Consider the following 20,203-nt stretch of genomic DNA (forward strand, 5'->3'; position numbering starts at 1 on the left):
AGTATTAATTTTATCAGATAGATAAGACATTATAGTCCAAAATAATAAGCGGCAAGGCAGATTAATATGGTCACAATAATTAATGCAAAAACACCTGTTTTACCTGGTTTATGCTCAGGATTTGCCTTGCTGTTAAGCGCTTGACGCTGCTCGGTTTTGATATTGTCATGCGCGTCGAAGGGTGAAGCAATTTGTTTCGGTGTTAAGCGTGCAGATTTATAATGATTTGCAACTTTAACAATAAATTTTGATTTTAAATCTTCAACTTTTTGGAGGAAATGGCGCAAATTCATTTGTTCTTCAGGGCTCATGATTTGCTCATTCTCATCATAGGGATGCTTTAATTTTGTAGAAATAAAGCTTTCTAATGCATCGATACGACAGAAGGTTTCATGTGCGTAATCAGCTTGATAGTCAGTGGGTAACAGCGCAAGTTTAAGGCTTGAATCCTCGGTCGTGTATAGCGTTTCATCTAATCCATAATAAGGTAAATCTTTATTTACAGGTTCTGGAAAACCTTTGGCATATTGAGTATCGAACAATTCATTGTCTGTATAAACTTGAATATCATCCCAATTCGGTTGAACTAAATCTTGTTCAATCCGTTTAATCAATTTTGCATTGAGATCATAGCGCCAAAAAATCTCGGTACGTAAATTGGGGTGTTGTTGTTCAGGCGCTTCATAATCATTGTCTGCGCTATACCATTCTGCCAATTCTTTACCAAAAATCCATGCAGTTTTCTTTTGTTGATCATGGCTAACAATAAAATGGGGGATCGCTAACAGTTCAACATTGGCATTTGGATTTTGTTCATCATTTAAAATGCTCGCGCTATGTAAGCTGAGTCGATGCACGCCTTGTTTTTTTAGCCCTTCAAGCCAAATCTGAAAATGCTGTGCCAATAGGTGCTGGTTGGTTAAATCACGGAAGCCAAAAGCATGCTGATTAAAAATGGCATGATTGACCCAACGAGAAAAACTGATCCCTTGAGTGAGATACTCATTGCCATAAGTGACGAGTGTAAGTTGACGTTTCCAGATTTGATCGAGTGCCATTTTTTATAGATCTCAGCGACATTAAATCCATTTTATACTTTTTATAAATCAAAGTTCTAGCATTTCAACAGGAATCAAACAGGGAAATATACAAATTATTTAGAATAAGTTGTGACTAATCGTATTTTTTGTAAAGCGGAAACTTCATTCAACTGCATAAAAACTGTTAGAATATAGAGTTATATTATTTTTCTAAAATATTGCTTTGAGAGTTACTATGTCACTGGAAGCCCTGACCACTGAAGCGCTCGCTGCGATTGCAGCAGCTCAAGACCTGACTACACTCGACCAAGTACGAGTGCAATTTACAGGGAAAAAAAGCCAGCTTGCGGAACAATCTAAGGCACTTGGCAAAATGGACCCTGAAGAGCGTAAAGTTCAGGGCGCTGCAATTCATGCAGTACGTGAAGCGATTAGTGCAGCATTGATTGAACGCCAAACTGAATTACAGAAAGCTGAATTAGAATTAAAGCTAGCAAGTGAAACAATTGATATTACTTTGCCAGGACGTGGGCAAGCTGTAGGAAGTATTCATCCCGTTACTCAGGTTCAAGAACGTATTTGCCAATTCTTTACCAAAGCGGGTTTTACTGTTGCGACAGGGCCAGAAGTTGAAGATGATTATCACAACTTTGAAGCATTGAATATTCCAGGACATCATCCAGCACGTGCGATGCATGATACGTTTTATTTTGATGCAAACCATTTATTACGTACCCATACTTCAGGTGTACAAGTACGCACAATGGAAAACTCGCAACCACCGATTCGTATCGTTTGTCCGGGGCGTGTCTATCGTTGTGACTCAGATCAAACCCATTCTCCAATGTTCCATCAAATCGAAGGTTTATACGTTGCTGAAAATACCAGCTTCGCAGAATTAAAAGGTTTGTTGATTAATCTGCTAAATGAATTTTTTGAGAAAGATTTAAAAGTACGCTTCCGTCCGTCTTATTTCCCATTCACTGAGCCAAGTGCTGAAGTGGATATTATGGATGAGCGTGGTCGTTGGCTAGAGGTTTTGGGTTGCGGTATGGTGCATCCAAATGTTCTACAAGCTGCGGGTATTGATCCTGAAAAATATAAAGGCTTTGCATTTGGTCTCGGTGTAGAGCGTTTCGCAATGTTGCGTTATGGCATCAATGATTTGCGTATGTTCTACCAAAACGATGTGCGTTTTTTACGCCAATTTGCTTAACAAATTTATACCTCTCCCTGACCTCTCCTAAAAGGAGAGGGGATGTCCAAGATAATGAGACGAAGGGTTCTGCCTCTTTTTAAAGGGGAGTCAGAGAGGAATTCATAGATATTGAATATAGGTTTTAGAAATGAAAATTAGCGAAAATTGGCTTCGCACATGGGTCAACCCTGCAATTGATAGCGATACTTTGTCTGATCAACTGACCATGTTGGGACTTGAGGTTGATGAACTGGTTCCCGCAGCTAAACCATTTACAGGTGTGGTGATCGGTGAGGTTTTAACTGTTGTACAGCATCCTGATGCAGATCGTCTACGTGTCACTACGGTGAATATTGGTTCGGGTGAACCTTTGCAAATTGTATGTGGTGCACCAAATGTACGTGCTGGAATGAAAGTGCCAGTTGCAACCATTGGTGCAGTGCTCCCAGGTGATTTTAAAATTAAAAAAGGCAAACTTCGTGGTGTTGAATCACAAGGAATGCTGTGTGGTGCTTCAGAAATTGACCTTGAAGATAAAATTGATGGCCTGTTAGAACTTCCTGCAGATGCACCTGTAGGCGCAAATATTCGAGAATATTTAAATCTTGATGATCATGTGATTGATATCAGCATCACGCCAAACCGTGGTGACTGTTTCAGTATTCGTGGGGTGGCACGTGAAATTGGGGTAATTAACAAATTGCCTGTAACAGCACCTGAAATTCAAGAGGTTGCGGCTACGATTGCTGATCAGAAGCAAGTTGTTGTGACAACGGATGGTTGCCCTCGTTACTTAGGTCGTGTGATTAAAAATGTAAATACCAAAGCAGCTACGCCTGCATGGATGGAGCAAGCTCTAGCACGTTCAGGTATTCGTCAACACAGTATTCTTGTTGATATTACCAACTATGTGCTTATGGAACTTGGTCAACCGTTGCATGCGTTTGATGGTGGTCAGGTTCAAGGTTCAGTGCATGTGCGTCAGGCAAGCGCAAATGAAAAGCTTGTTTTGTTAAATGAACAAGAAATTGAATTGACTGAAGATGTTATGGTGATTGCAGATGATGTAAAAGCATTGGCGATCGCAGGTATCATGGGTGGTTTATCCTCATCTGTAACAGATGAGACCACTGAGATTTTCCTTGAATCTGCATTCTTTGCACCATTGCATATCGCAGGCCGCGCACGCCGTTATGGTTTGCATACAGATGCATCACAACGCTATGAACGTGGTGTGGACTTTGAATTGCCTATGATCGCAATGCAACGCGCTTCACAATTGATTCAGACCCTTGCGGGTGGTGATTTCGGTCCAATTACCGTATCTGAAAAAACTGAATTGTTGCCTAAACGCGAAGCAATTGAGTTGAATCAAGCGCAAGTGGATCAATTGCTGGGTTATCAAGTTCCTACTGCATTTATTACAGATGTGCTGCAACGTTTAGGTTGTAAAGTGACTGTAAAAGCTGAAGGTGAATGGACTGTTGTACCACCATCGCATCGTTATGATATGGCAATTTATCAAGATTTAATTGAAGAAGTTGCGCGTATACATGGTTATGACAATATTCAAATTAGTCTGCCAGTGATTGATGTAAAACTTGCTAAACATCAGGATCAATTTGAACTGACTCAGTTACGTCAAACTTTAGTAACACTGGGTTATCAAGAGGCGATCAGTTTTAGTTTTGCAGATTTAAAACTTGAGAAACAATTGAATTCACAAGTAAATCCATTGGCGCTTGCAAATCCGATTTCAAGTGATTTGGCAGTCATGCGTTCAACTTTACTTTCAAGCTTAATTCCATGTGTTCAGTACAATATTAATCGTCAACAAAGTCGTGTACGTTTCTTTGAGCTAGGACTACGTTTTGATTATCAAAATGCGAAAAGTATAGAAGATTTGAAACAGATTCCAACTTTGGCTATGATTGCTGTAGGATCAAAACAAATTGAATCTTGGCATGGAAAAGCTCAAGTTATGGATTTCTTTGATCTCAAGGGCGAGGTCGAAGAGATTTTAGCAGCTGGACGTGTTCAAGTTGAATATGTTCGTTCTGATCGTGAATGGTTACATCCAGGTCAGTCTGCGGAAATTCTCGTGGATGGGAAATCAGTAGGTTATTTAGGTCGTCTACATCCATCTTTGGAAAATGCACTGGATTTGAGCACAACTTGGATCGCAGAGCTCGACCAATCGGCTGTTTTGCAAACTTATGTATCTAATTTTACAGAATTATCACGATTTCCATCGGTTAGACGTGATATTGCGCTTGTAATTAGTGATAAGATTAATGTTAGTGAAATTCAGCAACTTATCGAAAAAACGGGTGGAGAGCTTTTAGACTCTACTTGGTTATTTGATGTGTATACAGGGCAAGGTGTTGAACAAGGTAAGCGCTCTTTAGCATTTGCATTGTTATGGCAACATCCATCACGTACACTCGAAGATGCTGAGATTAAATCCGGTATGGATCATATTATTCAAGTGTTAGAAGACACTTATCAAGCGACATTGAGGGCCTCATGACAGCATTAACAAAAGCAGAAATGGCTGATCATTTAAGTGAGCTTACGAGTTTAAACCGTCGTGAAGCAAAACAAATGGTCGAGTTGTTCTTTGACGAGATTAGCCAAGCATTAATTGCAGGCGAACAAGTCAAACTCTCAGGTTTCGGAAATTTTGAACTACGTGACAAACGTCAACGTCCAGGTCGAAATCCTAAAACTGGAGAAGAGATTCCAATCTCAGCACGTCGAGTTGTAACATTCCGTGCAGGTCAAAAATTTAGACAACGTGTGGGTACAGAACAAGAAGATTAATCGGCAATTTGTGTGTCGTAAGATGAAAGCTCTGTAATCTAAAAGTTTTGTAAGATAAAAACCCTGAGTAATCTGCTTGGGGTTTTTTATTGTAAAAAAGAAACATCATTTGAATTCGATCAACTAATTTTTGCTGTAATCACTGTGGTAAGACTGGAATATCGTTTTTATCCCAATTTCCAAAGATCAAATGGGTTTACGTGGGTGAGGTTTGTTTAAAAACAGAGTAGGGGGAGATTTTGTAATTGTTGGGTAAAAGTGGGGCTCTTATGCGGGATAAATTTATTTAAGAAAGTTCTTAGCATCTTTATAAAAATGCAAATAAGTAAACCTATTCTAGTATTGGTTAAGTTGATCTGAATACGCTTGCAATTTTAAAGGGCAATAAGCAAAGTAAAATAGAGTGGTGTAGTTTTTTGTACTTGTTGGATTTACGGGTTCTGTAGTGAAGGGCGATACAGCTTATTTATGATGATTTAAACTTTAAGGTAAAAAGAGAGCAAAAAAAAGAGAACCTAAAAGGTTCTCTTTTCTTGATAATAATCTAAGCGATTATTATTGAGCAGCTGAAGCAGCAGCAGAAGCGTCTGCAGCAGCAGCAGTAGCATCAGATGCAGCAGCAGTAGCGTCAGCAGCAGCATCAGTAGCAGATGCAGCAGCAGCGTCAACAGCAGCAGTAGCTTCAGAAGCAGCTTCTACAGCTTGAGAAGCAGCAGCGTTTGCATCAGCAGCAGCTTCTTCAGTTTTTTTAGCACAACCAACGAAAGCTAAAGTAGTAGCAACTGCAGCAGCAATAGCGATTTTTTTGAATAACATGGCATCACTCTCATAAATTTAATAGAGACAAAAAACCCAAGTTAGCCTGTTTTTTGCTTTTTGCATGAGCAGTCTAACTGGTATGCGAATATGCTATCACTGCGCATTTTGAATTGCTACTGTTTATCTTAAAAAAACTGACCAAATTGATGAAAAAATGATGTTTTTTTAACAGTATTTTACAATCAAGTTGCGTTTTTAGATTGGTTTATTGATAAATAAGTTATTAATAAATATAAAAAATCTTAATGAATAATTTTTATATTCAAATATTTGCAATATCGTGTAACGTTGAAACTCGATGATTGTATATTTATGTAAATAATGTCAACCAAATAAAAAGGCTACTCTATAGAGTAGCCTTTTTAAGTATTTATGGAATTAGTTGGCAGCTTTGCGCTTCATTTGATCAAAGAAATCATCATTGGTTTTGGTTTCTTTCATACGATCCAACAAGAATTCCATCGCCACTAATTCATCCATAGGATGAAGAAGTTTACGAAGAATCCATACTTTACGTAGGTTTTCTTCGCTCATGAGACGCTCTTCACGACGCGTACCTGATTTTTTGATATTCATTGCTGGGAAGACGCGTTTTTCAGCAATACGGCGATCAAGGATGATTTCTTGGTTACCTGTACCTTTGAATTCTTCGTAGATCACTTCATCCATTTTACTGCCTGTTTCAATCAATGCAGTAGAAATAATGGTGAGAGAACCACCTTCTTCAATATTACGTGCAGCACCAAAGAAACGTTTAGGGCGTTCTAAAGCATGTGCATCAACACCACCAGTAAGTACCTTGCCTGATGAAGGAACAACAGTGTTATAAGCACGTGCTAAACGCGTGATTGAGTCAAGTAAGATCACAACATCTTTTTTGTGCTCTACCAGACGTTTGGCTTTTTCAATCACCATTTCAGCAACTTGTACATGGCGAGCTGGAGATTCATCAAAGGTTGAAGCAACAACTTCACCACGCACAGTACGTTCCATTTCTGTCACTTCTTCAGGACGCTCGTCGATCAGAAGAACAATCAAGAAACATTCAGGATTGTTACGCACAATAGATTGGGCAATGTTCTGTAATAACATCGTTTTACCCGCTTTTGGCGGTGCTACGATAATTGAACGTTGACCTTTACCGATGGGTGCAACCAAGTCAACGACACGCGCTGTCAAATCTTCAGAAGAACCATTACCCAGCTCCATAACCAATTGCTCAGTTGGGAAAAGTGGTGTGAGGTTTTCAAATAGAATCTTATTGCGTGAGTTTTCAGGGGTGTCATAGTTAATTTGATTAACTTTTAATAATGCAAAGTAACGTTCACCTTCTTTAGGTGGGCGAATCGTACCTGTAATCGTATCACCAGTTCGTAGATTAAAACGACGAATTTGTGAAGGACTAACATAGATATCATCCGGACCTGCAAGATAAGAACCTGCAGCGGAGCGTAAAAAGCCGAAACCATCAGACAAAATTTCAAGAACACCATCACCAAAAATTTCTTCGCCATTCATTGCATGGCGTTTGAGGATGGCAAAAATGATGTCTTGCTTACGGTTACGAGCCATTCCTTCAAGGCCCATAAACTCAGCAATTTTAATGAGTTCGCCGATCGGTTTTTTCTTGAGTTCAGTTAAATTCATAAATGGTCAGATTGAATAAGGATGTGTGGAACACAGATAAAGAGAAAAGAAGCAAAAGTCGCCAGCAGTGTAATAGGTGAGTTGAAATTGTATAGACACAAAAACAAACTCAGAATCTATGTAGTTCTTTCGAGGAGAAATATGTAAAACAATTTCTGTTGCCGAACGGCGATCTTATGTGTTGTCCTTTAAGAAACAGGAAGAGAATCCTAATGTTCCTTGAGCATGGAATATAAGTTAGATCAACAAGTTTGTCAAATTATAGTCGAAAAAAAATACGCTAGAAAATCAAGCGTATTTCTCATTTTCCTAGATTTATACAAATAATGTATAAATTCAGCAAATTAAATATTTTCTTCAATGAATGCAGTTAATTTAGATTTTGGCACTGCACCAATTTGTTGAGCAACAACTTCACCATTTTTAAACATCAATAATGCTGGAATGTTACGAATGTTGTAGTTGACCGCAGTTGCTTCACACGCAGTTACATCAACCTTAACGATTTTAACTTTACCTTCAAATTCAGTTGAAAGTACTTCAAGGACTGGTGCAATCGCTTTACACGGTGCACACCAGCCTGCCCAGAAATCTACGATTACAGGGATATCAGATTGAAGTACATCTGCATCAAAGTTGTCATCAGTGGTATTTACGATATTGCCAGACATGGATTTTGCTCCAAAATATTTTAAAGATGAATCTATCTATGGATATAAGTATTACATAGTCATCTTTAACAATGTAGGGGGATGTTTAAATTTTCATTCTAATTTGTGAGTTTGTCCAATTGATGCTCACGATATTTACAATCGGATCTTTAGAAAAACCAGTGAAACTGTCACATAATTGTCATATATGCTGAAAAAGTAATGACTCATCAAATTGTCTAAATAAATGGCTTTTAAAAAGCGTGTATGTGAATTAATCTAAGCAGCAATTCAGTATGAGTTTGTATACATAATGTCTGATTTTTTGATTGATGAAGAATTACTTGCTGCGATTGATATGGGGTCAAATAGTTTCCATTTGGCAATTGCTCGTGTGGATCATGGTGAAGTTAAGAAAGTTGCTTCTATGTCAGAAAAGGTTCAGCTTGCGGCTGGATTAGATGAAAATAAAAACTTAACTGAAGCTGCACAGCAACGGGGCTTGGCTTGCTTAGCGCGTTTTGTTGGACGTTTAAGTTCAGTACAGCCGACTCGACTCAGAATTGTAGCGACAAATGCGCTGCGTCAAGCGAAAAATGGGCATGAATTTATTCAAAAAGCTGCAGAGATCTTGCCAAAGCCAATTGAAATTATTGCGGGACGAGAAGAAGCCAGACTCATTTACTTGGGGGTTTCCCATACCATGGCCAATAGTGGTCGTCGTCTGGTGATTGATATTGGTGGTGGATCTACTGAACTGATTATTGGTGAAGAGTTCGAGCCGATTCATACCGAATCTTTACAGATGGGCTGTGTGGCCTTTACTAAAGCCTATTTTGCCGATGGTGATATTAACAACAAAGCTTTTGATAAAGCTGTGGTTGCGGCACGAAAAGAATTATCTTCGATTGCAAATACCTATAAAGCTGCAGGCTGGGATACTGTGGTGGGTTCTAGTGGAACCATCAAAGCGTGTCGTCAAATTGCAGTCAATATGGGCTGGAGTGATGAGCAAGAGAATCTGACTCGTGAAGGTTTAGAAAAATTAAAAGATAAATTGCTGAAATTTAAAAATATTTCAGATATGGAATTTGATGGTTTAAAAGAAGATCGCCGAGCAGTATTACCTGCAGGTTTAGCGATCCTTTATGCTGTGTTTGAAGTCTTGAATATTGATAAATTGGTGTATTCAGATGGAGCATTACGTGAAGGTGTAATGTATGACTTGCTCGGCCGTTTCCAACATGAAGATATTCGCGATCGCAGTGTACAGGCGATGATGGGACGCTATGGCGCAGATACAAAACAGGCTGAGCGCGTGGTTGAAACAGCACAACATTTGTTTAATGCTGTTGCTAATACACTCAACTTAAACAGTGATGATAGCGATCTGTTGCGTCGAGCTGCTTATTTGCATGAGATCGGTTTAGCCATTAGCCATAGTGGTTATCAAAAGCACAGTGCTTACTTATTACAACATTCAGACATACCCGGTTTTTCACAAATTGATCAAAATCATTTGTCACATTTGGTCGCTCATCACCGTCGTAAATTACGCGTAGATGCCAAACTAGACGTGTTAAAAGTGGGCGGCAACAAGCTTGTGTACTTGTGTTTGTTGCTTCGTCTTGCAATTTTACTAAATCATAGTCGTAGCGATGAGATGCTTCCTGCCATTGAATTGACGGTAGAGAATGAGCAACAATGGCAACTCAGCGTTTCTGGTGATGCCAAACAATGGCCATTGCTGGTTGCAGATTTGCATGATGAGCAAGTGCAATTTAAGCATTGGGACATTGAATTGAATATTCAGTCGGAACAGTTTATCGATTAACTTAAAGGTTTGGTGATGATGGAGTGATCAATCATTTTATATCACTTAAACCTAAACTTCCGATGCGTAATCCATCGGTGAATTAGGGATAATACTCGACTTATGAAAAATAAAGCTGCTCAATCTCAAGCTTGGAAAACGGTTCAAATTGCACGTCACCCTGAGCGTCCGCAATTTTTGGATTACGTAGGCGAAATCTTTACTGAATTTGATACCTTGCATGGTGATCGTTTATACGGTGATGATGGTGCAATGGTGGGTGGATTGGCTCGTTTTAACGGTCAGCCCGTAATGGTTGTGGGTCAACACCGTGGTCGTAGCACGCGTGAAAAATTACAGCATAACTTTGGGATGTGTAATCCTGAAGGATACCGAAAGTCGCAACGCTTACTCGATATGGCGGAACGCTTTAATCTTCCGGTGTTTACCTTTGTTGACACCATGGGCGCATACCCGGGTATTGGTGCTGAAGAGCGTGGACAAGCAGAAGCAATTGCAACCAGCTTGGCGCAACTTTCAAGCCTTAAAGTGCCAGTCATTGCAACAGTTTTAGGTGAAGGTGGTTCTGGTGGTGCTTTGGGCATCGGTGTTGCTGATCGCGTTATTATGCTTTCACACAGTATTTACTCTGTGATTTCACCTGAAGGTTGTGCTTCTATTCTCTGGAAAACTGCAGATAAAGCAGAGCAAGCCAGTGAAGCACTTGCATTAACTGCCGACAAGCTCAAAGAAATTGGTATTGTTGAATATGTGGTTGATGAAGGTGAGGGTGCTCATTTACATCCTTTTGAGGTTATGGAAAAACTCAAGGATGTGTTAAAACAAGCGCTTGATGAATTACAGCCAATGACTGCGGAAGAACGATGCGAAGCACGTTATCAACGTTTAATGAAGTTTGGCAGCGACAATTTAGGTCTTGCTTCTTAAAACAGTATTCTCAATTTCCTGAAAATACCCGTTTCTTAATCGGATGTAGTGGTGGTATGGATTCCATGCTGTTGCTACATCTGATGGCACAACTTTTCCCCAAGCAAATTCGTGCAATTTATGTTAATCATCACCTGCAAAAAGTCAGTGATGTGTGGGCTGATTTTGTTGCTGAACAATGCACAGCGCTGAATATTCCTTATATTCTTCAGTCGGTTCAAGTCACTCAAGGCAATCTTGAGAATCAAGCACGTCAAGCGCGTTATCAAGCCTATTTACAGCATATCGATGAAAATGAGGTATTGGTTCTTGCACATCATCAGCAAGATCAGGCTGAAACGTTAATGTTGCGTTTGTTGTCAGGTGCTGGGGTTACAGGTCTATCTGCGATGCAATCCATCGATCAGCGCGATCAATTGCTGATTTGGCGACCTTTACTCGATACTTCCCGTGAGCAGATTTGCCAATGGGTTGAGCAACTGCAAATCGATTATGTGGACGATCCTTCCAATTTAGATACACATTATGACCGTGCATGGTGTAGACATGAACTTTGGCATATTTTGCAAAGTCGTTATCCTAAAATGCAGCAAGCATTGGCACGTACCAGCTATTTAATGCAAGATGCTGATGAAATTCTCAATGAGGTGGTACAGCAGGATTTAAGCTTTTGTAGTCATCCTGCACAATTGGATTTAGCCAAATTGGCCTCTCTTTCCCCTGCTAGACAGCGGCAACTTTTATCGGTATGGATGAAAGGTGAAGGGACATACCGCCCAGCCTTGGACATGGTGCAAAGGCTACAAGATGAAGTAATTGAGTCTAAAACAGATGCGCAAGCTGCTTTACATTGGAATCATTTTTATTATTTACGTTATCAAAATCAGTTGTATCGAATTGAACAAAACCAATATTTAGCATCAAAATCTAAACAATTGCCTCAAGAACAGGAAGTTCAATTTCAGCTTCATCAACAACTACAATTCACATCTGGTGTGTTTCAGATCGAAAGCTCTAAAATGGGCCTGGCTTTTGCATTATTCAATCATAAGCTAACATTAAAGCCGCGTTTGGGCGGTGAAAAAATTCACCTTTATGGCAGAGTAGGTGCTTGGCCTTTAAAAAAAGCCATTCAAGAGGCACATATTTTTCCGTGGATGCGTCATACAATTCAAATATTAAGTGTAGATAATGTTATGCTTGGGGTGTTTACACCAAATGGTTTTTGGTTGGCGCAATCTGAATATTGTGAAGTGGGTGGATGGCAACCAAATTTAATCTCTGAGTTAAAAACTAAGGTCGAGCGTGATTCATGAGTGCAGCGTTAAATTGTAATATTACTTTCATTGGTGGTGGGAATATGGCACAAGCCCTAATCGGTGGCTTGTTGAGTCGTGGATTACCTGCAACACGTATTACAGTTTCTGACCCCTTTGAAAACATTCGACAATTGCTACAAGAAAAAGATGTTCATGTGACTGATGATAATATCGCAGCAATTAAAAATGCCGATATTGTTGTTTTTGCTGTAAAACCTCAAGTTTTGGGTGGGGTGCTTAAACCTTTAAAAGGTTTACTCGAAGATAAATTATTGATTTCGATCGTTGCTGGTGCTGAAATTAAAACGATTTCAGACTTAACCGGCAGTGAGCGTATTGTTCGTGTTATGCCGAATACCCCTGCTTTGGTTCAAACTGGTGCACATGGTATGTTTGCGAAACCAGAGGTCAGTGCTAAAGACCGTGAACTGGCAACTCAAGTACTTGCTGCGACAGGTTTAACGCTTTGGGTGAGTTCTGAAGCACAGATTGATGCTGTAACTGCTGTTTCTGGTTCTGGTCCTGCATATTTCTTCTATATGATGGAAAGTATGATTCGTGCTGGAAAAAATATGGGTTTAGATGAAAAGGTTGCGACTGCTTTAACTTTACAGACAGCACTTGGTGCAGCACAAATGGCAATTACCAGCTCAAATGCACCTTCAGAATTGCGTAAAAATGTGACTTCTCCAAACGGCACTACACAAGCTGCTTTAGAAGTATTTGATCGTGCTCAAATTTCTCAAAATATTCAGACAGCTTTAGCTGCTGCGCAGAAGCGTAGTCAGGAACTGGCTCAAGAATTAAGTGACAGCATTAAATAATTATTGATTTTTAGGAACGTTCCAGTATGGGTGCAAATTCTGCGCAAATTTTTGGCATTATTATTAACGTAGCGATTTTGCTCGTATTCTTTCGTTTTTTAATGCAATTGGCCATGGTGAGTCCATACAATCCAGTGGTGATGTCGACAGTTAAAGCGACAAAAATTGTGGATATGTTTGGGCGAATTTTTCCGCCTTTGGCAAAAGGGCGAGTAAATACAGCTGCATTGGTTTTGCTAGTGGTGTTATATCTGCTTAAAATTTTTGGAATGATGTACTTGCAAGGTGCAATACCCAATAGTCCTGTACATTTGATCATTTTAACTTTTGTGACCATGATCCAAGATTTGATTCGTTTTTGTCGCTATTTAATTTTTGCGACCATTATTCTCAGTTGGGTGGTGATGTTTACTCAGTCAAGATCACCTTATATTGAAGTGATTCAAGAGCTTGCTGAACCGTTATTGGCACCGTTCCGCCGTATCATGCCAAATATGGGAATGATTGATCTTTCTCCAATTTTAGCGATTTTGGCATTGATCATTGCTGAAAAAGTTATGGATTATGCTGCGATTGCATTACTAACAGGTCTTTAATTCACCAGTTTAAATAGTAAAAGGACTCAATAGAGTCCTTTTTTTATGCATGTTAAAAAATATAACATTGAGTATGTTTTCAACAAAAGATGACCGCTCCCTAACCCTGTTCTAGAAAGTTAGGGAGCGTTTCAAAGGCTTAATGTGCTTCACCCCAATTCTTGCCTTGACCGACTTCAACAACTAAAGGTACTGATAAGGTGACGACTTTTTGCATCACATCTTTAATCTGTGCAGCCAATTGATCTGCAATAGTCTCATCAACTTCAAACACCAATTCATCGTGTACTTGAAGTAAAAGTTTGGCCTGATCTTGGGGTAAGGTTTTATTCACTTCAATCATCGCCATTTTAATGATTTCAGCCGCAGAGCCTTGAAGTGGCGCATTAATCGCAGCACGTTCAGCACCTTTACGCACCATCATATTTCGAGCATCAATATCTGGTGTATATAAACGACGACCTGTAATGGTTTCTACAAAACCTTGTTCCAATGCCACTTGGCGGGTACGTTGCATATACTCATAAATACCCGGATAACGATGGAAGTATTGCTTAATATAGTTTTGTGATTCTTCGCGAGTAAAGCCCAGTTGACGAATCAAACCAAACTCAGACATACCGTACAATAAACCAAAGTTAACGGCTTTGGCTTGGCGGCGTTGATCAGAGGTCACATTTTCCAGCGCTACACCCAAGACCTCAGATGCTGTACGACGGTGTACATCTTGCCCATTTTGAAAGGCGTCAACCAAAGCATCATCTTGTGAGAAATGCGCCATTAACCGTAATTCAATTTGTGAATAATCGGCTGCCAATAGTACACGCCCTTGAGGTGCAATAAAGGCTTTACGAATCTGACGACCAATTTCTTCACGTATCGGAATGTTCTGTAGATTTGGATCGGTTGAAGACAAGCGTCCCGTTGCTGTTAAGGCTTGATGGTAACTGGTATGTACGCGATGGGTATCGGGATTGGCTTGTTTGACTAAGGCTTCGGTATAGGTACTTCTAAGCTTGGTTAAACCACGATACTCAATGATCAGTTCAGTAATTGGATGATCGATTTTTTCTAAAACCGCTTCAGAGGTACTGTATTGTCCCGTTGCAGTTTTTTTGCCACCTTTTAAACCTAATTTTTCAAATAAAACTTCACCGACTTGTTTGGGGGAACCGACATTAAAAGATTCACCAGCGATTTCGATAATTTGATTTTCAAGATTTTGAATAGTATTGGCAAAGTCCACACTGAGTTGATCTAAGAAGCTTAGATCAAGTTCAATCCCATTTTCTTCCATGGTCGCCAAAACACTGGCTACTGGCATTTCAATGTGATGTAAAATATTGATCAGTTCAGGAATTTCTTTTAGCTTACGTTCCAAAACTTCATAAAGGCGGTAGGTGACATGCGCATCTTCTGCTGCATAATGTCCAGCGGTTTCAATCTCGATTTGATTAAAGGTCTTTTGTTTTGCACCTTTACCAGCAACTTGTTCAAAAGTCGTGGTCAAATGGCTCAGATAAACGCGCGCAACATCATCCATACCATGGCGTGTTGTTACTGCATTCAAGACATAAGAGGCCAGCATGGTGTCAAAATACCAGCCTTGTAAATGGATACCGTGATTTTCAAAAATATGCGCATCATATTTTAAATGATGTCCAATTTTTTCAACACTTGGATCTTCAAGAATCGGTTTGATTTGCTGAATAATCGCATCGCGATTGAGTTGCTCAGGTGCACCTTCATAATCATGTGCCAAAGGGATGTAATAAGCATCATTGGCATCAAAAGCCACTGAAAAACCGACCATTTCAGCGATACGGTAATCTAAACTTGTGGTTTCAGTGTCAATTGCAAAACGTTTTTCTGTGCTTAAGCGCTGGAAGAGCTTATCCCATGCTTCTTGACTTAAAACAGTATGATAAGTGGCTTCACCAAGGCGGTCATCAACACTCGAACTTGTTGCTTGATCTGTAATTTCATTTTCAACAGGCTGCTCAGTTTTGCTAATGCTTTGTGTTGTTTGTTTATAGGCAGGGCTATTTGGATTATTGGGATGATCTAGCGATTGTAATTGATTACGGAATTCAAGTTCCGTATACAAGTTGCGTAATGCTTCAACATCAGGTTCACACAGCTTTAAATCATCATAGCTCAAGCTTAAATCGAGATCGATAACAATACTTGCCAATTGATGATCAAGTGCAATCCCTTCAACATTGTCTTTTAAACTTTGTCCAACTTTACCTTTGATATTGTCAACATTTTCTAAAATGCCAGCAATCGTACCATATTCATTTAACAGCTTAGCAGCCGTTTTTGCACCAACACCAGGTACACCACGAATACCATCAGAGGCATCACCCATCAAGGTTAAATAATCAATAATTTGATCTGGACGGACGCCAAATTTTTCGATTACACCATCGACATCCATCGGTTTGTCTTTAAAACTGTCTTCGAGGGTCACTTTATCCGTGACCAACTGCGCCATGTCTTTATCACCCGTAGAAATCAAAACTTGATGACCGGCTTTTTCAGCACGTTTTGCCAAGGTTCCAATGATGTCATCCGCTTCAGCACCCGGAAGCGTATGTAATGGAATACCTAAAGCACGAATCAAGGCATGCAAATAAGGGATTTGTTGTGATAATTCTTCTGGCATGCTTGGGCGGTCACCTTTATATATCGGTGACAGTACATGGCGGAAAGTGGGTTCAGGTGTGTCAAAAATAACCGCCATATGTGTTGGTTGCACACGACGCATCAGTTTTTGAATTGCAGAAATTGCCCCGCGAATCGCATTGGTCTGTAATCCAGTTGATGTGGTTAAAGGTGGGAGTGCATGAAAAGCACGAAATAAAAAGTATGACCCATCGACCAATACAAATGGTGGCATTGATATTTTCCTAATTCAAATAACCGCTTTATTGTACGTGATTTTTTGCGCTTGCGAAGATGCAACAGTCATCCTTGTGTTACTGAATATCTGATGAATTCACATAATCATCAGGCAAGGTTGTTGTATCATCGAGTTACTCAGGATCGAGAAAGATGAAATATGCTCAAAGGGCAGCGTGAAATCCGCATCATTTGGTTAATGATGCTAATCATTATCGCAGTCAGTGCATGGTTTTTAGATGCACGGATATTGACCTACATCTGTGGTTTGGCATTTGTCATGAGTGTGATGCAGTATGTGGATGCGATTCAAGATCCATTGCAACAGATCGCGCAACAGACACGGGTTCCACTGCAAAGCACCTCGAAAGTGCCATTATATGTCTCTTCGATTATTGCTGTTGTAGGTTTAACACTGCATTTGAGCTGGATGGTGGGTTTAGGTCTAACTGCTTGGATTTTCTTTTTCTTACGCTGGCTACGCCGTTTAGAGCGCTATTTGAGCCAAGTTCAATTGCAAATTCAACACTTGAATTTGTCAGAACAACAATCTCCAGATTTAAACAATCCATCATCTATACAACACAACATCGGCACGCCACAAGATTCGTCTCTAAACTTAATGGGGCAAATTCGCCAATGGATTTTTCAAGGCAACCCTGTTTTGAAAGTTGCGATCTTGGTTTTGGTGATTGGTATTGTGTTATTGCTGCGTTTTGCGACAGAGCATTGGCAATTAAGTTTAGCAGTCAAACTTTCAATTGTTGCTTTGTCCAGTGGTGCAATCACTGCGTTGGGTGTCGTACTACAAAATAAAAATCGTAGTTTTGCTTTAGCAATAGAGGGTTTGGGGCTTGCGGGATTATTTTTAACCTTATTCTTTGCCTATTACAATCAGGTGATTCCGAGTCTTTATCTGGCAAGTTTGTGTTTTGCTGTAATTATGGCGCTGACATTGAGTTTAAGCTTAAAGCAGCAAAGCGTGGAATTGGCATTGATGGCCGTGCTTATTGCTTATATTGCGCCATTTACATTGCCTGTGCGAAATGCAACGGTAGCAGAACTGATGGCTTATTATTTAGTGATTAACATTGCGATTGCTGTACTGAGTACCTTAAGACCTTGGAAATATTTAAATCAGGTCGGTTTTTTAGTGACCGTAATCATTGGTGGTGGTTATGCGTTCTATCATGGCTATAGTCAAGAAAAACAATCACTCACGATACTTATTCTTGCACATCTTGCAGTATTCATTTGGCTTGGTTTTCGATTTAGTCAATTGATCGCCAAACAGGATCTTGAGCAATTTAAACTGAAACCCAGTTTAGATGTTGCGTTGATTTTTGGTGCACCGATTATTGGCTATTTATTCTTATATTTAATGTATTTTCACCAAGAACTGATTCTTGCTGGCTTTAGCTTGGGTTTTGCTGTGGTGTTTGCAGGGATTTATCAGCTCTCAAAACGTAACCAATCTATTCAACTGATTTCTCAAAGTTATTTTAGTTTAGCATTGATTTTTATTGCTTTAATTCCACCAATTCTTCTGCATGGTCAGTGGAGTGTAGTGGGTTGGGCTGTTGAAGGCCTCTGTATTTTTGGCTTTGCTTTATATCGACAATCGGTGATCAGTCGTTATATGGCGATTGCCTTGTTGATTGTTGCAGGCTGTTCAAGCCTTTATTACTTGTTTGAATTGCCTGATTTTCCAACCACGATGTATTGGTGCTTAAGTTTAAGCTATATCGCCGTGGTGTTATTGGCAAATAGCCGTGATGATTTTCGCAAACAGATCAGTTCAGTAACGACCTTGTTTTTAAGCCTGCTGATGATTTCTGCAACCACGATGATTCTTGCATTATTGCTTGATCACTTAGAGGGAGAAAATCGATACATTTACAGTGTATTGATTGTGGTTATTGCTTATCTGTTGATGAATGAGTTGATGTTATGGCTAAAGGCCAGATCAACATGGTTGATTCCAAAATGGATTGGGGTAATTCCCGTCTATGTATTTACACTCATTTTATTGCTGGATATCAGTAAAAATGGCATGTTGCTATGGACCAGTGATATTGAACGATGGGGTATCGCAGTTTCAGGTTTAGTGCTAGCGGCAATCTGGTTAAGACCTGCAAAAGGGCTACAGTTTGAAAGTGAATGGCTCAGTTTAGGTGTTTTAATCAGTTTAAGTCTAAGCAGTCTTAGTTTAATTGCAACGATGCCTTATATCAGCGTGGTAATTTTACCTTTAGTGTTTTGTGGATGGTGCTTCTTTCAGAAAAACTCAGAATGGACGATGTTTTGGCAAACGCGAAGCAGTTTGTTGCTGATGTTGATTTGGATGATTTGTTCTCAGCTATTTTCACAACAAGCATTTCAAGGATATTTATTGCCAGTCTTAAACCCATTTGATTTGGTCAGTATCGCCATGTTAATTGGTTTTTTCTGGATGCTAAATCTTCAATTTAAACACGGTTTAAAGCAGGGTATTGACCATGGAATACTTGCTGTGCTGTGTGTTTTAAGTTTGTTATGGCTGAGTAGCTATATCATTCTAAGAGCCTTACATGTGTATTTTGCTACACCTTATAACCAACTGAGTCTTTGGCAAGATGCCACTGCGCAACTGAGCCTAACCTTACTTTGGGTGAGCTTAGCCTTTATTGCGATGAGCTTTGCTAGCCGTAAGTTATTACGTCCTTTATGGATTTTAGGGGGAAGCATTTTAGTGATTGTCACCTTAAAATTGGTACTGTTTGATTTATCTCATATTGGAACGTTAACACGCGTGATTTCTTTCTTGGGCGCGGGTTTTGTGATGCTGATTATTGCTTATATTGCCCCGATCCCAGAGCAGAAAAATTTAAATCCTTAATTATGAATTGAGCGATATTTAAGTTGTTAAAGTGAAAGCAAAATAAAAGAGGGGGCTACTATGTAGTAGCCCCTCATCCAAGTCTTATCTCCCAACGGAAGAAGGAACTTTCAATACCCATATGATTAACTTTATATGATCATTTTTTATTTCTGCAAGATCCTTCGTGTATTGCTTTCGATTTGCAAATGATCAACAGATACAGGAATAAAATTTATGAAGAAAAGAGTTAGATAATATCGAATACTGACAACCAGTATTGGGCCTCTTAAAAAATGAACTATTATGGTTGTAAAATAAGCATTTTGTGCTTGGTAAAGGGAGCAAGGTTGAGCTATAACTTTGGTATTCGTAGATATTTTTTCTTGTTTTAAAACAAGTATGAGCTGATATATAGAAATAATTATGAAAAGAATATATGCATTATTAACCTTAATAGGAATAGCACTACCATTTTCACAATTTACACTTTGGCTGGTCGAATATGGATTTGATGTTGCTTTATTCCTACAACAAATCATAGAGAATCCATTAGCTGCTTTTGCTTGGTTAGATGTTGTTGTGACCGTCATTGTTATTGTATTTATGGTTTTTAACGAGGGTAAACAACTTAGAATGAAAAAAATATGGATTCCCATTGTTGCATCATTTATTGGGGGAGCTTCTGTGGGGCTTCCTCTATTTTTGTATATGAAGCAATGTCAGCTTGAAAATGTGGATTTGAAAACATCGATTTGAAAACAT

At 39.4% G+C, this 20,203-nt stretch carries 15 protein-coding genes; 10 read left to right on the top strand and 5 right to left on the bottom strand.

Annotated features, from left to right (window positions below):
* Window positions 1-29 precede the first annotated feature (29 nt).
* Entirely contained in the window at window positions 30-1,058 is a 1,029-nt protein-coding gene (locus M2R48_RS03440; protein WP_262085105.1) for a hypothetical protein, read from the bottom strand.
* Window positions 1,059-1,275: 217 nt separating this feature from the next.
* Here M2R48_RS03440 and pheS point away from each other — a divergent pair, with 217 nt between their 5' ends.
* From pheS to M2R48_RS03455, 3 genes are all read left to right on the top strand, one after another.
* The gene (gene pheS / locus M2R48_RS03445) at window positions 1,276-2,256 is read left to right on the top strand and encodes a phenylalanine--tRNA ligase subunit alpha (RefSeq protein WP_262085106.1); all 981 of its coding nucleotides are present in this window, start codon (window positions 1,276-1,278) and stop codon (window positions 2,254-2,256) included.
* A 130-nt stretch (window positions 2,257-2,386) separates the two neighbouring features.
* Window positions 2,387-4,768, top strand: a complete 2,382-nt coding sequence (gene pheT / locus M2R48_RS03450; RefSeq protein WP_262085107.1) for a phenylalanine--tRNA ligase subunit beta — start codon at window positions 2,387-2,389, stop codon at window positions 4,766-4,768.
* A complete protein-coding gene (locus M2R48_RS03455; protein ID WP_004723042.1) occupies window positions 4,765-5,061 on the top strand; it encodes an integration host factor subunit alpha in 297 nt (98 codons plus the stop codon). The genes pheT and M2R48_RS03455 overlap by 4 nt, the downstream gene beginning before the upstream one ends.
* A gap of 555 nt (window positions 5,062-5,616) precedes the next feature.
* On the opposite strand, the gene M2R48_RS03460 is transcribed toward M2R48_RS03455, so the two are convergent.
* The 3 genes from M2R48_RS03460 to trxA all read right to left on the bottom strand — a co-directional run bounded on the left by M2R48_RS03460 (window position 5,617) and on the right by trxA (window position 8,198).
* The gene (locus tag M2R48_RS03460) at window positions 5,617-5,877 is read right to left on the bottom strand and encodes a hypothetical protein (RefSeq protein WP_034609976.1); all 261 of its coding nucleotides are present in this window, start codon (window positions 5,875-5,877) and stop codon (window positions 5,617-5,619) included.
* A 381-nt stretch (window positions 5,878-6,258) separates the two neighbouring features.
* Complete coding sequence (rho, locus tag M2R48_RS03465; RefSeq protein ID WP_004723038.1) at window positions 6,259-7,527, bottom strand: transcription termination factor Rho; 1,269 nt, start codon at window positions 7,525-7,527, stop codon at window positions 6,259-6,261.
* 344 nt (window positions 7,528-7,871) lie between these two features.
* Complete coding sequence (trxA, locus tag M2R48_RS03470; protein WP_004723035.1) at window positions 7,872-8,198, bottom strand: thioredoxin; 327 nt, start codon at window positions 8,196-8,198, stop codon at window positions 7,872-7,874.
* Between the two features lie 292 nt (window positions 8,199-8,490).
* Between trxA and ppx the strand changes: the two genes are divergently transcribed.
* From ppx to M2R48_RS03495, 5 genes are all read left to right on the top strand, one after another.
* Window positions 8,491-10,011 (top strand): exopolyphosphatase, encoded by a 1,521-nt coding sequence (gene ppx, locus M2R48_RS03475; RefSeq protein WP_262085108.1) that lies wholly within the window; start codon window positions 8,491-8,493, stop codon window positions 10,009-10,011.
* A 102-nt stretch (window positions 10,012-10,113) separates the two neighbouring features.
* Window positions 10,114-10,938, top strand: a complete 825-nt coding sequence (locus tag M2R48_RS03480) for an acetyl-CoA carboxylase carboxyltransferase subunit alpha (RefSeq protein WP_004819131.1) — start codon at window positions 10,114-10,116, stop codon at window positions 10,936-10,938.
* Window positions 10,875-12,254, top strand: a complete 1,380-nt coding sequence (gene tilS, locus M2R48_RS03485) for a tRNA lysidine(34) synthetase TilS (protein WP_262085109.1) — start codon at window positions 10,875-10,877, stop codon at window positions 12,252-12,254. Before M2R48_RS03480 ends, tilS begins: the two co-directional genes overlap by 64 nt.
* Window positions 12,251-13,081 (top strand): pyrroline-5-carboxylate reductase, encoded by an 831-nt coding sequence (gene proC, locus M2R48_RS03490; protein WP_262085110.1) that lies wholly within the window; start codon window positions 12,251-12,253, stop codon window positions 13,079-13,081. The genes tilS and proC overlap by 4 nt, the downstream gene beginning before the upstream one ends.
* A 26-nt stretch (window positions 13,082-13,107) precedes the next feature.
* The gene (locus M2R48_RS03495; RefSeq protein ID WP_004723028.1) at window positions 13,108-13,677 is read left to right on the top strand and encodes a YggT family protein; all 570 of its coding nucleotides are present in this window, start codon (window positions 13,108-13,110) and stop codon (window positions 13,675-13,677) included.
* A 139-nt stretch (window positions 13,678-13,816) separates the two neighbouring features.
* On the opposite strand, the gene polA is transcribed toward M2R48_RS03495, so the two are convergent.
* Window positions 13,817-16,579: a DNA polymerase I gene (polA, locus tag M2R48_RS03500; RefSeq protein WP_262085111.1), complete on the bottom strand. Its 2,763-nt coding sequence runs from the start codon at window positions 16,577-16,579 to the stop codon at window positions 13,817-13,819.
* 162 nt (window positions 16,580-16,741) lie between these two features.
* On the opposite strand from polA, the gene M2R48_RS03505 reads away from it, so the two are divergent.
* On the top strand, window positions 16,742-19,459 hold the full coding sequence (locus M2R48_RS03505) for a DUF2339 domain-containing protein (RefSeq protein ID WP_262085112.1): 2,718 nt from the start codon (window positions 16,742-16,744) through the stop codon (window positions 19,457-19,459).
* Window positions 19,460-19,864: 405 nt separating this feature from the next.
* Entirely contained in the window at window positions 19,865-20,197 is a 333-nt protein-coding gene (locus M2R48_RS03510; protein ID WP_262085114.1) for a DUF2834 domain-containing protein, read from the top strand.
* Window positions 20,198-20,203 lie beyond the last annotated feature (6 nt).

The organism is Acinetobacter sp. I-MWF (assembly GCF_025433935.1).
In the GTDB taxonomy this organism is placed as follows: domain Bacteria; phylum Pseudomonadota; class Gammaproteobacteria; order Pseudomonadales; family Moraxellaceae; genus Acinetobacter; species Acinetobacter guillouiae.